The organism is Pseudomonas anguilliseptica (genome assembly GCF_900105355.1).
Classification (GTDB): domain Bacteria; phylum Pseudomonadota; class Gammaproteobacteria; order Pseudomonadales; family Pseudomonadaceae; genus Aquipseudomonas; species Aquipseudomonas anguilliseptica.
On record NZ_FNSC01000001.1, the window covers coordinates 2,226,349 to 2,239,827 of the forward strand.

Genomic DNA, 13,479 nt, shown 5'->3' on the forward strand with positions numbered 1-13,479 from the left:
TGTGCATCACTTCTCACACCGGTTGTTCCCCTCATGTCCCAAGAGCTTTCCGCCGAATATATCCAGCAAGTGTTGCAGGGCATTAGCGTGCCGCCGCAGCCGCAGATCATGGTGGATTTGCAGATGGAACAGGTGATGCCGAACCCGGATCTGCGCGCCATCGCCAAGCTGATCGGTCAGGATCCTGGCCTGTCCGGCGCGCTGCTGAAACTGGTGAACTCCCCGTTCTTCGGCCTGACCAATCGCATCGCCTCGATCCAGCAGGCGGTCAACCTGTTGGGCTGCAATACGGTGATCAACCTGATCAATGCGCAGTCGATCCGCGGCGAGCTGACTGATGAGGCCATCGTCACCCTCAACCGCTTCTGGGACACCGCTCAGGATGTGGCGATGACCTGTCTGACCCTGGCCAAACGCATCGGTTATCACTCGCCGGACGAGGCCTACACCCTCGGTCTGTTCCACAATTGCGGCATTCCGCTGATGCTCAAGCGTTTCCCCAATTACATGACCGTGCTGGAAGAGGCCTACGCCAGCGCCACCGGCGAGCGCCGCGTGGTGGATACCGAGAATCGCCTGCTCAATACCAATCACGCGGTGGTCGGCTACTTCACTGCCAAGTCGTGGAATCTGCCGCTGCACCTGTGCGAAGCCATTGCCAGTCACCACAACGCCCTGGCGATTTTCACCGAGGACGCCAGCCGCGATGCACAGCTGAAAACCCTGCTGGCAATTCTGAAGATGGCCGAGCATATCTGTGAAAGTCATCTGGTGCTGGGTAATCAGCCGGACGACTATGAGTGGCAGAGCATCGAGCAGCTGGTGCTGGAGTATGTCGGGCTATCGGAGTATGACTTCGAAAACCTGCGCGAAAGCATCCGCGATATGGGGGCGAATTAGCAGCCTGCTGGCCTGTCTCGTCGCTCCGGGGGCATTCCTGCTAAGGTAGGCGCCCGCTCGGATTGCTCAGCTGATCACTTGCTATGCCAGAACTTCCTGAAGTAGAAACCACTCGCCGCGGCATCGCGCCATTTCTTGAAGGCCAGCGCGTCAGCCGGGTGATCGTGCGCGAACGCCGCCTGCGCTGGCCGATCCCCGAAGGCCTGGATATTCAGCTGTCCGGGCAGCGTATCGAATGTGTTGAACGGCGCGCCAAATACCTGCTGATCAAAGCCGAAACCGGAAGTCTGATCAGCCACCTGGGTATGTCCGGCAGTCTGCGACTGGTCGAAACGGGTTTGCCGGCGGCCAAGCATGAGCATGTGGATATCGAGCTGGAATCGGGGCTGGCCCTGCGCTACACCGATCCGCGGCGCTTCGGCGCGCTGCTGTGGAGCAGTGATCCGCTGAGCCATGTGTTGCTCAGCAAGCTGGGGCCGGAACCGTTGACCGATCTGTTTGACGGCGAGAGGCTGTTTCAACTGTCCCGTGGCCGGGCCATGGCGATCAAGCCCTTTATCATGGACAACGCCGTGGTGGTCGGTGTCGGTAATATCTACGCCAGCGAGGCGCTGTTTGCTGCAGGCATCGACCCGCGCCGTGAGGCCGGCTCGGTGTCGCGGGCGCGTTATCTGACTCTGGCGGATGAGATCAAGCGTATCCTCGCCCATGCCATCGAGCGTGGCGGCACCACCCTGCGTGACTTTGTCGGTGGCGATGGCCAGCCGGGTTATTTCCAGCAGGAACTGTTTGTCTATGGGCGCGGCGGTGAATTTTGCAAGCACTGTGGAAGCACCCTGCGTGAGGTCAAACTAGGCCAGCGCGCCAGCGTGTATTGTCCGCGCTGCCAACGCTAAGGATTTGTCGTCGGGCTAGATTTGCCCGTCATACGCTGATGACTGAACCGTTTACACAATAATAAGAACGACCGAGGTATTGATGTCCGGTAACTATCTGCCCCGCAATCCTCTGGCCGAGTGGGTTGGCCGCGTGGCGCTGAAACTGATGGGGTGGCGTATCGAGGGCGAGCTGCCGAAGCTCGACAAGTTCGTGGTAATCGGCGCGCACCACACGTCTAACTGGGACTTCGTAATCTTTATCGCAGTGAAGTTTGTACTGCGTCTGAATGCCCGTTGGTTTGGCAAGCACACGGTATTCAATTGGCCGTTTGGCGGACTGATGCGACTGTGGGGCGGCATTCCTATATACCGCGAGCGTCAGGGCAATACGGTTGAGCAGGCGGTGCAGGCCTTTAGGGATGGTCTGAAGTAGCCCTGTATTTCCGGTCAACTTCAGCCTCCGCTGATTTTGAAAGCGGAAAACTGATCAAAAACGATCAAGTCATCCGCTCATTTCGGTGTTTCTGGCCGCCGCGAGCACCTCGCAGCGGTCATTTCCCACATTACAGGCGCACCTCTCCTGCATTCGTCAGCAAATGTCGACGGGCCATCCACAGGTTCGACAGGGCGAACAGCGTTACCAGTTGTGCGGTGTTTTTGGCCAGGCCACGGAAGCGCGTCTTCACATAGCCGAACTGCCGCTTGATCACCCGAAACGGGTGCTCGACCTTGGCGCGCACCTGGGCTTTGGCCTTCTCGATCTTGCGCTTGGCTTTGTATAGCGCGCTGCGCTTACTCAACGTGTTGTACGTACTGCGGCGGGCTGCGATCTGCCAGATCACTTCACGGCCTTCATGTTCTGGCCGCTTCTCTACGCCGGTGTAACCCGCGTCGGCACCCACCATGTTTTCTTTGCCGTGTAGCAGCTTGTCGACCTGAGTAACGTCTGCAACATTGGCTGCCGTGCCGACCACGCTATGCACTAAACCCGACTCGTCATCGACGCCGATGTGCGCCTTCATGCCGAAGTAATACTGGTTTCCCTTCTTGGTCTGGTGCATTTCCGGGTCACGCTTACCGTCCTTGTTCTTGGTCGAACTCGGCGCATTGATCAGCGTGGCATCGACGATGGTGCCTTGGCGCAATGACAAACCGCGGTCACCCAAATAGCCATTGATGACGGCCAAGATGCCCGCAGCCAGTTCGTGTTTCTCCAGCAATCGGCGGAAGTTGAGGATGGTGGTTTCGTCGGGAATGCGCTCCAGGCTCAGACCCGCAAACTGGCGCAGGATGGTGGTCTCGTACAGAGCCTCCTCCATCGCCGGGTCGCTGTAGCCGAACCAGTTCTGCATCAAATGAACCCGTAACATCGCCATCAGCGGATAGGCTGGACGTCCGCCTTCACCCTTGGGGTAATGCGGTTCGATCAAGGCAATCAAACCCTTCCACGGCACAACCTGATCCATCTCGATCAGGAACAGCTCTTTGCGGGTTTGCTTGCGCTTGCCGGCGTACTCGGCGTCGGCGAAGGTCATCTGCTTCATCGGAAAACTCGGCGGGTGGAGTTCAGGTATTTTGCCAAATTCAGGAAGTCTTCTTCAGGGTTTCCCTAACGTGCGTATATGGACTCTCCCCACAAGTAGTGAGCAAAGCTTTGCTTTTGCACCTGTCGTCAGCGCGGTTGCATTCGTATATCCGGCCTGTTTTGGGCTCACCGCCCTGGCCACTCTGTAGTTCGCGCAGCGGGGGGCAAGCGTTCAATCGATCACGCGGATCATGATTGTTATCGGCCTTATTCCGCTGCAGGACTCGCCTGTTCCGACAGTGCTGCTGCTCACCACAACCACAAGAAAACCATCTCTCCCTTCTGATTACCCCGCCGTCAGGCGGGCTTTAGGGAAACTCTGAATAAGACTTCCTGATTTTGGCAAAATGCCCGGACGCCACCCGCCGAGTTTTCCGATGAAGCAAATGACCTTCGCCGATGCCGAGTACGCCGGCAAACGCAAGCAGACCCGCAAAGAGTTGTTCCTGATCGAGATGGATCGGGTGGTGCCGTGGAAGGGTTTGATCGCACTGATCGAACCGTATTACCCCAAGGGTGAAGGCGGTCGGCCGGCCTATCCGCTGATGGCGATGCTACGTGTGCACCTGATGCAGAACTGGTTCGGCTACAGCGACCCAGCGATGGAAGAAGCGCTGTACGAGACCACCATCCTGCGGCAGTTCGCCGGGCTGAGTCTGGAACGTATCCCCGACGAAACCACCATCCTCAACTTCCGTCGTCTGCTGGAGAAACATGAGTTGGCTGCCGGCATCCTGGCCGTCATCAATGGCTATCTTGGCGACCGTGGCCTGTCGTTGCGCCAAGGCACCATCGTCGATGCCACGCTGATCAATGCGCCGAGTTCGACCAAGAACAAGGACGGCAAACGCGACCCAGAGATGCACCAGGCCAAGAAGGGCAACCAATACTACTTCGGCATGAAGGCGCACATTGGCGTGGATGACGAGTCGGGGCTGGTACACAGCGTGGTAGGCACGGCGGCCAACGTGGCGGATGTCACTCAGGTCGACAAGTTGCTGCACGGCGAGGAAAACGTGGTGTGCGCCGATGCGGGTTATACCGGCGTCGAAAAGCGCCCCGAACATGATGGGCGCGAGGTGATCTGGCAGGTTGCTGCCCGCCGCAGCACCTATAAGAAGCTGGGTAAGAGCAGCCCGCTGTACAAAGCCAAACGCAAGATCGAGAAGGCCAAGGCCCAGGTGCGCGCCAAGGTTGAGCACCCGTTCCGGGTGATCAAGCGTCAGTTCAGTTATGTAAAGACACGCTTCCGTGGCTTGGCCAAGAACACGGCGCAACTGGTGACGCTGTTCGCGCTGTCGAACCTGTGGATGGCACGCCGACATTTACTGACCAATGCAGGAGAGGTGCGCCTGTAATGCGGGAAATGGCTGCCGCGAGCTACTCGCGGCGGCTAAAAACACAGAAATGAATGGGTAATCTGATCGTTTTTGATCGATTTGCCGCTTTCAAAATCGGCGGGGCTGAAGTCAGCCAGAAATACATGGCTACTTCAGACCATCCTTAGCGAACATCAGCAATTTATGCTGATCCTCTCGCCGGAAGGCACGCGCAAAAAGGTCGAACGTTGGAAAATGGGCTTCTATCACATCGCCCTCGGTGCAAACGTGCCGATTGTTCTGGGTGCGTTGGATTATCAGAACAAGCGGGTTTTTATCGGCCCGACCTTTATGCCTAGCGGGGATGAAACAGCCGATCTCAAGGAGATTCTGGCTTTTTATCGGCCCTTTATTCCGAAAAAACCTCAATACGCCTTTTATGGCGATTGACGGCCGTCACGCTGACAATTACCAATGCGCTGTTATAGTTAGTCTCACCGCCTCCTAATAGCTGAAGGATCGCCCCATGAAACTGTTCCGCTCAACCGCTGCTGCTCTGGCGCTGACCACTGGCCTGCTGGCACTGCCGGCTTATGCTGACGTAGCGCAGCAGAACACTAGCGGCGACCCTCTTTACACGGCTAACGCACCCAAAGCGTTTTCGATGATTGGCGATCTGCTGATTGCCCGGCCATTGCTGATTGGCGCAACTGCCATTGGTGCTGTGGCTTTCGTGGTGAGCCTGCCGTTCACGGCCGCCGGTGGCAATATTGGCGAAGCGGGCCATGCACTGGTCGTTGAGCCAGGCAAGGAAGCTTTTGTGCGCTGCTTGGGCTGCACCACCAGCGGCTATAAGCAGAACTGATTGTTTTATCTACTTCCGGGCTGCCGCGGTGTTTGCTTTGGCAGCCCTGAGAAGTTCTCGTCTGGCGCATCGGTGATCAGCATCATTGCGGTGCGACTGGTGTGACCACCGCAGTACCGATCCCGCGCGGATCGCTTGCCGCTTCAACTTTCCCGCCCTGCTTGTCCCACCGCAGCACCTGCTGATTGCCGTATTGCCTGCCTGTCGATTTCAATTTATGCCCGAGCGCTTCGAGCGTCGCGACTTCTGCTGGGCTCAATGTGTCCGGCTCATGCTCGATCAGATCCGGGCGGAACTGGTGGTGGTAGCGGCCGACGCTGGGCCAGCGCTCGATGGGCTGTTGATCCAGGTACTCCAGCATCGACAGCAGCACCATGCTGGGAATCCGGCTGCCGCCCGGCGTGCCGAAGCTGGCGAAGCCTTTAGCGCTTTCTATAAAGCTTGGGCTCATGCTCGATAGAGGCCGTTTGCCGGCGGCGATGCTATTGGCCTGGCTGCCGCTCAGGCCGTAGGCATTACTGCCATGTATGTCGGCGGCAAAGTCATCCATTTCATTGTTCAGCAGCACCCCGGTGCCGGGCGCAGTAAAGGCTGCACCGAACGGCAGGTTGACTGACAGGGTGGCTGCCACCGCATTGCCCTCGGTGTCGAGCACCGAGAAATGGGTGGTGTGGTCGCCTTCCTGCCAGGTTTTACTGGGCGGCAGACTGTCACTCGGCGTGGCGCGCTGCGGGTCGATACTGCCGGCCAGCTGTTTCAGGTAAGCGGGGGCCAGTAGTCGTTGCGCTGGATTGCGAACAAAGTCCGGGTCGCCTAATAGGCCGCGATCCCGGTAGGCGCGCCGCAAGGTTTCGACGACAAAATGAGTGCGCTGCACTCGGTTTGCTTGCTGCCAGGGCAGTTGCTGCAGGATCAGCAGGCTCTGCCCCAGGGCGATACCACCTGCGGATGGCGGGGGCGCGCTGATTAGTTCACGGTCCTGTTCCAGTGGCACGCGCAATGGCTGGCGTTCAACGATGCGGTAGTCGGCCAGATCCTTTAGGGTCCAGATGCCGCCTGCATCACGCACCGCCTTGACCAGTTGTTCGGCCACCGTTCCGGCGTAGAAGCCCTGGAGGCCCTTTGTGCCTAGTTGCTCCAGAGTGCGGGCCAGCTCCGGCTGGCGCAGCAGGCCAAACTCCTCGGATATTTCGCCTTTATCGAGGAAGATCCGTGCGGTTTCCGGGTCGTCGCGCATGGCCGCTAAGCGCCAACCCGCGCGTTCGCGGTAGACCCGGTCGATGCTCACGCCGCTGCTGGCCAGGCGGATTGCCGGAGCCAGTGAGTCGCGCAATGGCAGGCGGCCAAAGCGCTCGGCCAGCTCGACCAGCGCGGCCGGGAGGCCGGGAATGGCGGCGGCCAGCGCGCCATTCAGCGAAAGGTCTTTGCTGATGTCGCCGTCTACCCGGTACAGGTCGGCATGGGCGGCTTGCGGGGCGCGTTCGCGGGCATCGAGAAAGCGATAGGTCGGTGAGTCGCCGGCTTCGCGCAGCAGAAAGAAACCGCCACCGCCCAGGCCCGAGCCGTAAGGCTCGACCACCGCCAGCGCAGCACTGATGGCCACGGCCGCATCAAAGGCGTTGCCGCCCAGGGCCAGAGTTTCCTGCCCGGCTACGGTGGCGGCAGGGTGTGCGCTGGCAATGGCAATGCGTTCAGGTTGGACTGCGGCCTGCAGCTCAAGGGCACAGAGCAGGGCAAGCGCTCCGAGCAGGGGGCGCCAGAGGCGACGGCCGCGGATCAGGCGGCCGGTCTTCATGCTTTACCGGTAATGATCAGGTACTTCTGCATCAACTCATCCTTGCTCTCGACATTGTTTTCGTCGAGTGGAATGCAATCCACCGGGCAGACCTGCTGGCACTGCGGCTCGTCATAGTGGCCGACGCATTCGGTGCACAGGTTGGGGTCGATTTCGTAAATTTCTTCGCCCTGGGAAATCGCAGCATTAGGGCATTCGGGTTCGCAGACGTCGCAGTTGATGCAATCGTCAGTGATGATCAGGGACATGACAGAACCACTCCTGCTGCGACCCGCAGGTGCAGCCTAGATGTGTACATAAAGAACGCTAGGGCAAATTGTGCCGCATCAGGGCCGCGCATGCACGCGGCCCTGGTGAATGGCTTAGCGTTTGAAACGTTCGGTCAGCGCGGCGGCCACGGCTGGGTGCACGAAATTGGAGATGTCACCGCCCAGTGCGGCGATTTCGCGCACCAGCGTCGACGAGATAAATGAGTACTTCTCTGACGGGGTCAGGAACAGGCTTTCCACATCGGGAGCCAGCTGGCGGTTCATATTGGCCAGTTGGAATTCGTATTCAAAGTCGGAAACCGCGCGCAGACCACGCAGGAAGACATTGGCGCCCTGTTCCTTGGCGAAGTGTGCCAGCAGAGTAGAAAACCCTACGACCTCGACGTTCGGCAGGTGCTTGGTGACTTCACGGGCCAGCTCGACGCGTTGCTCCAGGCTGAACAGCGGGTTCTTCTTCGGGCTGGCAGCCACCGCAATGATCACGCTGTCGAACAGCCGTGCGGCGCGCTCGACCAGGTCGCCGTGCCCCTTGGTGATGGGGTCGAAGGTGCCTGGGTATAACACTCGATTCATCGTGACGTCCTGGCGGATCCGTTGGGGAGTCGGATGGTAGCGCAGCAAGGCACTGCGGCCAAGTCGGTGCGCTTGGCCTCAGGTTCTGTTGCGGGCCAGAAAAACCAGCAAGGCAGCGATCACCAGGCAGGTCAGCGCCACCCAGTCGGCGATTACTACCCGGCGTAGCGCCTCGTTGTAGCCGGGTGTACTCCCGGCCAAGTAAAGAAAGCTCAGCACGCTAAGCAGTCCGCCGATCAGGGCGATGGGCTGCAGTGCCGGGCGGAACGCAGCGTAGACCAGCAAGGCGCCGAGCAGGCCGAACAGTAAGGCGTGACTGCGCATCAGTAAAAGCAGGTTGGGCTCCTGGAAGGTCAGCCCGTAGAGTTGCGTCAGGCGTTCAGCTCCTAAGACGCCGCTGAGCGGCAGCAAGTGAATGATGCCGGCGATGATCAGCAGCACGGAAACCACTTTCTGCAGCATGGACAGGCTCCTGGGTGGTCTAGGCGTGCAGCCGCTCAGCCAATTGGCTGGCCAGCTTGGCCGTCAGCCCATAGATCGACAGCTGCGGGTTGGCGCCGATGCTGGTGGGGAACAGCGAGCCGTCATGGATCGACAGGTTGCTCAACTGGTGATGGCGGCCCAGGCTGTCGGTAACGGCCTGCTGCGGGTTTTCACCCATGGCGCAACCGCCCATGACGTGAGCACTGCCTAGGCGGGTGCGGTACAGCTCTAGGCTGAGGTTGTCGATCAGACTCTTGGCTTCAGCCAGGGTTTTCACATAACCGGCATCGGCATGCAGCGGCAGCACCGCCTTAGCCCCGGCGGCAAACTGAATCTCGGCCATGGTATGGAAGGCGCGGCGCACGCCGTCCCAGGTGTAGTCGGTCATCTGGTAGTCGAGCACCGGGCTGCCGTCGCTGCGCAGTTCCACCGTGCCTTCGGCGCTGTCCGGGTGGAAGCCGTCACGCAGCAGGGCGAGCATTACGTTGGTATTGGGCAGGTGCTCCATGCGCATGGCGTTGTCGATGCCGAAGCGGCCGAGCAGGGTGGCGGTCAGCGCCGGCTGCAGCGGCGGGACTTCGAGCTTGTAGGACAGGCGCCCAGCGGTGCCGTCATCCCACTGGAAATGGTCGGAGTAGATCGACTGCGGCGCGCCGTAGAAGGGGTTGATCACCTGATCGAACAAGGCCGCCGAGAAGTTCACCAGGTGCAAGAAGGTGCGCTTGCCGGTGCGCTGGTGCGGGTCCGGTGCATTCGAGCGCAGGAGAATTCCCGGTGTGTTGATGCCACCACCGGACAGTACGTAATGCTTGGCCTTGACCGTGATCTTGCGGCCATTGGGGGCGACGCTACGCTCATCCATGCCGAGGCATTCGATGCCCGTGACCTTGTCACCGTCGATTAACAGGCGTTCGGCGCGGGCCAGGTAGAGCAGCTCGCCGCCTTTATCCAGGGTGGCCGGGATTGTGGTGACCAGCATCGACTGCTTGGCGTTGGTCGGGCAGCCCATGCCGCAGTAACCGAGGTTCCAGCAGCCGCGCACGTTGCGCGGAATCGTCTGCCACTCGTAACCGAGCTTGTCGCAGCCGCGGCTGATTACCGCGTTATTGGCATTCGGCGGCACAACCCAAGGCGCGACGCCCAGGCGCTGTTCCATCTGTTCGAACCAGGGCGCCATTTCGTCAGGGCTGTTGCCTTTTACGCCATGCTCCTTGGCCCAGTGCTCCAGGGTTGGAGCAGGTGTGCGAAAGCTGGACGTCCAGTTGATCAGCGTGGTGCCGCCGACCGCGCGGCCCTGCATGATGGTGATCGCGCCATCCTTGCTCATGCGGCCGATGCCTTCCTGATAGAGGCTGGCGTAGGCCTTGTCTTCGAGCATCTTGAAATCGTCGCTGGTCTTCAGCGGGCCTTCCTCGATCAGCAGCACCTTGAAGCCGGCCGCGCTGAGGATTTCGGCGGTGGTGCCGCCGCCGGCGCCGCTGCCGACGATGGCCACGTCGGCTTCCAGCGTCAGGTCGCTGTCCAGTCGTGAGCTGTTGTAAGTCTTCCAGCCACGGGCCAGGCCTTCTTTGAAGCTGTCGGGTACAGGCATTTAAGGTGCTCTCAGGCGAATTCTTATTAGAGTTCAGTGGTTCCGCTAATTGACGATCTCGCGAGCTAGAGCTAGAGCTAGAGCTAGAGCTAGAGCTAGAGCTAGAGCTAGAGCCAGGCAAGGCAAAAATGTCCGAGGAGGCGGAATGTACTTTTGTACATGAGCACTACTCGTTTAACTCGCCCTTGCGGGCCGCCCTTCGGGCGTTCGGTGACAAGTCACCGTCCGAGGCCATTTTTAACGCGGCATGGCCGACGCGCAGCAGATCGTGGTCAAACAGTCGGAGGGCCGGGGTAGCCGCAATGCACCCAGGACTCTGCTCGGCTGTACCAGCTCATCATCACCAGTTGCAGCAGCGAGGCGTGGCCCATCTTCAGCAGGCCGATGGAGCTGTCTTGCCAGCGGTCGAGAAACGCCTGTACATCGGCGCTCGAAGCGTTTTCCCAGCTGCCCCAGACGCCAGTCAGCGGGCCTCGGGTGATTGGCATGGCCAACACGTCGAACAGCTGCACGGTCAGCTTGAGCAGCTCCGGTGACAGGTGGCTAAGGCTGTAATCGAGGTTGGCGAGGGTGCCCGCCACGGCTTGTGGCATCTTCTCGGCCGTGACCGCGCCAGCCAGCATCACCGGGATCAGGACATTGAGAAAGGCCAGGTCGGACTTGCGGATCACCGCAAAGCCGGCTTTCGGTGTGCTCGCCGAGCAGCCGCTGAGGCTGGCCGTCAGCCCGGCGGTGGCGAGAAATGCCGAGCCCATCAGGCCGATCTTGAGCAGGCCGCGCCGCGACAGGCCGGGGGCTGCGAGAGTGCTGTCGTGCATTGTTGTTATCACTCAAACAGGCTGATGCAGGAGCGGGTTAGCCCGCTCCTGCAGAGGAAGGGTTAGCGAACGAAGAGTTTGTACACCAGCTTCTGGATCGACTTGCCGTATGGCGGGTAGATCAGCTTGGCGGCGTTCAGGCGCTGCTTGATAAACACGCCCTTGGCCTTGCTGAAGGTCAGGAAGCCTTCGTGGCCATGGTAATGGCCCATGCCGGATGGGCCGACGCCGCCGAATGGCATGTCGTCCTGGGCCACGTGCAGCAGGGTGTCGTTAAGGCACACGCCGCCCGAATGAGTCTCGTGCAGCACGCGCTGCTGCTCACTCTTGTCGTAGCCGAAGTAATACAACGCCAGTGGCCGGTCGCGCTCGTTGATAAAGGCGAAGGCGTCTTCCAGCTTGTCGTAGGGGATGATCGGCAACAGCGGGCCGAAGATCTCGTCCTGCATCACCTTCATCTCATCCGTCACGTTCAGCAGCACGGCCTGCGGTATGCGCCGGCCTTGGGCTTCGGGGTACAGCGGAATGATGGTCGCGCCCTTGCTTTCGGCGTCCTGCAGGTAGCCAGTGAGGCGTTGCTGCTGACGCTCGTTGATGATCGCGGTGTAATCCGGATTGTCCTTGAGTTGCGGGTAGAAGCTCTGCACCGCGTTGCGATAAGCCTCGACAAAGCCCTCTACGCGGTCTTTCGGCACCAGCACGTAATCCGGTGCGACGCAGGTCTGGCCGGCGTTCATGGTCTTGCCGAAGGCAATGCGCTCGGCGGCGTCGCTCAGCGGTACGTCGGCACTGACAATGGCCGGCGACTTGCCGCCCAGCTCCAGGGTCACCGGGGTCAGGTTGTCGGCGGCGGCGCGCATCACGTGTTTGCCAATGCTGGTGGCGCCGGTGAACAGCAGGTGGTCGAACGGCAGTTTGGAGAAGGCCATGCCGACTTCCGCCTCGCCCAGCACCACGGTTACCAGATCCTCGGGGAAGACCTTGGCCAGCAGATCCTTGACCAGCTGTGAGGTGGCCGGGGTCGATTCGCTCATCTTGATCATCACCCGGTTGCCGGCAGACAGCGCGCCGACCAGCGGACCGATGGCGAGGAACAGCGGGTAGTTCCACGGCACGATCACCCCGACCACGCCCAGCGGCTGGTAGATCACCTTGGCCGAGGCTGGCATAAACTGCATGCCAACGCTGCGCCGCGAAGGTTTCATCCATTTCTTGATGCGTTTGCTCGCGTAATGGATGCCATGCAGGCTGGGCATCAGCTCGGCGAGCAGGGTTTCGTCGGCGCTGCGGTTGCTGAAATCCTGGGAGATCGCTTGGATCAGCTGCTCTTGAGAGTCGGTGAGTAGCTGGGTAAGTACTTTCAGCCACTGAATGCGCTGTTCCGCCGAAGGCATCGGGTTGGCCTTGAATGCCTGGCGCTGCCGGGCAAAGCTGCTCTCCAGCTGGCTGAGCTGCTGTTGGCTGCGTTGCAGGCTTTGTTCTAGGTAAGCGACGTCGGCGACCATGGTGTAACTCCTCGGCATTCCAGCAATGCAGTGCGTCAGCTGAGCTGAGGTCGCTGCAGAAAAGGTGTGCTGGATTTTTAGGGCAATTGCTCTAATCTGTCAAATAGCATGACGCTGTCAGCCGACGGATGCAGCCCAACGAAAAGTTAGCGCATGTTTCCGCGGCTTTTTCCGGTAACACTTCTGATCGTTCTGCCTGTACCTTTGCCGGGCTTTTGAGCCGAGATCGAGTTGCTATGTCAGCCCCACTGAAAACCCGCGAACGTATTATTCAGGAGAGCCTGGCGCTGTTTAACGCTCAGGGTGAGCGCAGTGTCACGACCAACCATATCGCCGCGCACCTGGGGATTTCACCGGGCAACCTGTACTACCACTTCCGTAACAAGCAGGCGATCATCGCCGAGCTGTTTAGCCTCTACGAAAGCCAGGTAGACACTTTTCTGCGTCGCCCCGAAGGCCGCGCGCTGACGGTGCAGGACAAGACCTTCTATCTGGAAGCGCTGCTCGCTGCCATGTGGCACTACCGCTTTCTGCACCGCGATCTGGAGCACCTGCTCGATAGCGACGCCGAGCTGGCTGAGCGCTACAAGCTGTTCTCGCAGCGCTGCCTACAGCGCGCGCAGGGCATTTATCAGGGCTTTGTCGAGGCCGGCATCCTGCTGATGAATGCGCCGCAGATCGAGGCGCTGACCCTCAACAGCTGGATCATCATGACCTCCTGGGTGCGCTTTCTCTGCACCACCCGCGGCAACCCCGGCGACCTCAGCCAAGAGATGCTGCGCCGTGGCATCTACCAGGTGCTGACGCTGGAGGGCGGCTATATCGCCCCGCAAGCGCGCGAGGCTGTAGAGGCGCTGTACGCCAAGCTGCATGTGCCGCTAGAGCAGGTGATCTGAGT

General features: G+C 60.1%; 13 protein-coding genes and 2 pseudogenes. 7 read left to right on the forward strand and 8 right to left on the reverse strand.

The features are described 5' to 3' along the window. Positions 1 to 87: 87 nt before the first annotated feature. The 3 genes and pseudogenes from BLW24_RS10745 to BLW24_RS10755 all read left to right on the forward strand — a co-directional run. Positions 88 to 900, forward strand: a complete 813-nt coding sequence (locus BLW24_RS10745; RefSeq protein WP_167360446.1) for an HDOD domain-containing protein — start codon at positions 88 to 90, stop codon at positions 898 to 900. 83 nt (positions 901 to 983) lie between these two features. Continuing rightward, entirely contained in the window at positions 984 to 1,796 is an 813-nt protein-coding gene (gene mutM / locus BLW24_RS10750; protein ID WP_090380252.1) for a bifunctional DNA-formamidopyrimidine glycosylase/DNA-(apurinic or apyrimidinic site) lyase, read from the forward strand. 82 nt (positions 1,797 to 1,878) lie between these two features. Next, positions 1,879 to 2,199 (forward strand): annotated as a pseudogene (locus BLW24_RS10755) (1-acyl-sn-glycerol-3-phosphate acyltransferase); the annotation flags it as partial. Between the two features lie 142 nt (positions 2,200 to 2,341). Here BLW24_RS10755 and BLW24_RS10760 read toward each other — a convergent pair. Next, a complete protein-coding gene (locus BLW24_RS10760) occupies positions 2,342 to 3,322 on the reverse strand; it encodes an IS5 family transposase (RefSeq protein ID WP_090375775.1) in 981 nt (326 codons plus the stop codon). A gap of 418 nt (positions 3,323 to 3,740) precedes the next feature. On the opposite strand from BLW24_RS10760, the gene BLW24_RS10765 reads away from it, so the two are divergent. The 3 genes and pseudogenes from BLW24_RS10765 (at position 3,741) to BLW24_RS10775 (ending at position 5,547) form a co-directional block, all read left to right on the forward strand. Next, a complete protein-coding gene (locus tag BLW24_RS10765) occupies positions 3,741 to 4,721 on the forward strand; it encodes an IS5 family transposase (RefSeq protein ID WP_090375425.1) in 981 nt (326 codons plus the stop codon). Between the two features lie 150 nt (positions 4,722 to 4,871). Then, positions 4,872 to 5,132, forward strand: a pseudogene (locus tag BLW24_RS10770) (lysophospholipid acyltransferase family protein); the annotation flags it as partial. Positions 5,133 to 5,208: 76 nt separating this feature from the next. Beyond that, positions 5,209 to 5,547, forward strand: a complete 339-nt coding sequence (locus BLW24_RS10775) for a multidrug transporter (RefSeq protein ID WP_090380255.1) — start codon at positions 5,209 to 5,211, stop codon at positions 5,545 to 5,547. An 82-nt stretch (positions 5,548 to 5,629) separates the two neighbouring features. On the opposite strand, the gene ggt is transcribed toward BLW24_RS10775, so the two are convergent. The 7 genes from ggt to BLW24_RS10810 form a co-directional block, all read right to left on the reverse strand. Beyond that, on the reverse strand, positions 5,630 to 7,342 hold the full coding sequence (gene ggt, locus BLW24_RS10780; protein WP_090380258.1) for a gamma-glutamyltransferase: 1,713 nt from the start codon (positions 7,340 to 7,342) through the stop codon (positions 5,630 to 5,632). Further along, the gene (locus BLW24_RS10785) at positions 7,339 to 7,590 is read right to left on the reverse strand and encodes a YfhL family 4Fe-4S dicluster ferredoxin (protein ID WP_090250215.1); all 252 of its coding nucleotides are present in this window, start codon (positions 7,588 to 7,590) and stop codon (positions 7,339 to 7,341) included. Before BLW24_RS10785 ends, ggt begins: the two co-directional genes overlap by 4 nt. Before the next feature lie 114 nt (positions 7,591 to 7,704). After that, a complete protein-coding gene (gene coaD, locus BLW24_RS10790) occupies positions 7,705 to 8,184 on the reverse strand; it encodes a pantetheine-phosphate adenylyltransferase (protein ID WP_090380261.1) in 480 nt (159 codons plus the stop codon). A 78-nt stretch (positions 8,185 to 8,262) separates the two neighbouring features. Continuing rightward, positions 8,263 to 8,646 (reverse strand): phosphopantetheine adenylyltransferase, encoded by a 384-nt coding sequence (locus tag BLW24_RS10795; RefSeq protein WP_244161143.1) that lies wholly within the window; start codon positions 8,644 to 8,646, stop codon positions 8,263 to 8,265. A 19-nt stretch (positions 8,647 to 8,665) separates the two neighbouring features. After that, positions 8,666 to 10,258: a GMC family oxidoreductase gene (locus tag BLW24_RS10800; protein WP_090380264.1), complete on the reverse strand. Its 1,593-nt coding sequence runs from the start codon at positions 10,256 to 10,258 to the stop codon at positions 8,666 to 8,668. A gap of 272 nt (positions 10,259 to 10,530) precedes the next feature. Beyond that, positions 10,531 to 11,076, reverse strand: a complete 546-nt coding sequence (locus BLW24_RS10805) for a twin-arginine translocation pathway signal protein (RefSeq protein ID WP_090380267.1) — start codon at positions 11,074 to 11,076, stop codon at positions 10,531 to 10,533. Between the two features lie 62 nt (positions 11,077 to 11,138). Beyond that, the gene (locus tag BLW24_RS10810; RefSeq protein ID WP_090380270.1) at positions 11,139 to 12,581 is read right to left on the reverse strand and encodes a coniferyl aldehyde dehydrogenase; all 1,443 of its coding nucleotides are present in this window, start codon (positions 12,579 to 12,581) and stop codon (positions 11,139 to 11,141) included. A gap of 236 nt (positions 12,582 to 12,817) precedes the next feature. Here BLW24_RS10810 and BLW24_RS10815 point away from each other — a divergent pair, with 236 nt between their 5' ends. Next, the gene (locus BLW24_RS10815) at positions 12,818 to 13,477 is read left to right on the forward strand and encodes a TetR/AcrR family transcriptional regulator (RefSeq protein WP_090380273.1); all 660 of its coding nucleotides are present in this window, start codon (positions 12,818 to 12,820) and stop codon (positions 13,475 to 13,477) included. Positions 13,478 to 13,479: the final 2 nt, after the last annotated feature.